2 protein-coding genes are annotated in these 686 nt (G+C 70.0%); both read right to left on the bottom strand.

From position 1 onward, the window contains the following. Positions 1–274, bottom strand: a 274-nt coding sequence (locus DMC61_RS40975; RefSeq protein WP_148106768.1) for a respiratory nitrate reductase subunit gamma, incomplete at its 3' end; no start/stop codon positions are given. Beyond that, the coding region (gene narJ, locus DMC61_RS40970) for a nitrate reductase molybdenum cofactor assembly chaperone (protein ID WP_125695772.1) at positions 271–686 on the bottom strand (416 nt) is incomplete at its 5' end. The genes DMC61_RS40975 and narJ, both read right to left, overlap by 4 nt.

Raw genomic sequence — 686 nt, 5'->3', positions numbered from 1 at the left:
CGCCGTAGAGCGAGAACAGGTGGTAGGCGTGCTCGTCGATGCCGATCGACCGTGTCCAGGACGCCGGGACGAACAGGCCGATCAGGTGGCCGGCGAGCACGAAGAGGATGCCGTAGTGGAAGACCGGCGAGGCGATGTTGAGCAGCTTGGACTCGTAGACCTGCGAGGAGCGGGTCGTCCAGCCGAAGCGGTCGTAGCGGTGCCGCCAGACCAGGCCCGCGATCAGCAGCGCGAAGGCGGCGTAGGGCAGGACGCCCCACAGGAAGACGTTCATCGGCGGGCTCCGGTCGGTGCGGGCGGCAGGGTGGCGCACACGGCGTCCAGGACGCACGCGTAGGGCGTGCCGAAGGCGGTGAGGCGGGAGCGGAGCTGGTCCAGGGCGTCGCGGTGCTCGGTGAGCATGGTCAGGTCCCCGGTGCGGGAGGCGAACTCCAGGACGGCCGGCAGGAAGTCCGGCAGCTCCTCCCCGGTGAACTCCAGGCCGTGCCGCCGGTACAGCTCCTTGAAGCGGACCAGGGACATTCCCCGGTTGCGGGTGTCGCCGTCGGTCCACCAGCTCAGGTACAGGCTGTGCCGGTTCCTGAAGTCGAAGACCTCCACGTAGTGCGCCTGGAGCGCGTCCTGTCCGGTCACCGCCGCGTGGTCGGTGAAACCGCGCAGTTGCGGGGCCGCCTCGCGCAGCAGGG

The sequence above is a fragment of the Amycolatopsis sp. WAC 04169 genome (assembly GCF_003947535.1).
GTDB lineage: Bacteria > Actinomycetota > Actinomycetes > Mycobacteriales > Pseudonocardiaceae > Amycolatopsis > Amycolatopsis keratiniphila.
This window is presented reverse-complemented; position numbering and strand designations above follow the sequence as displayed.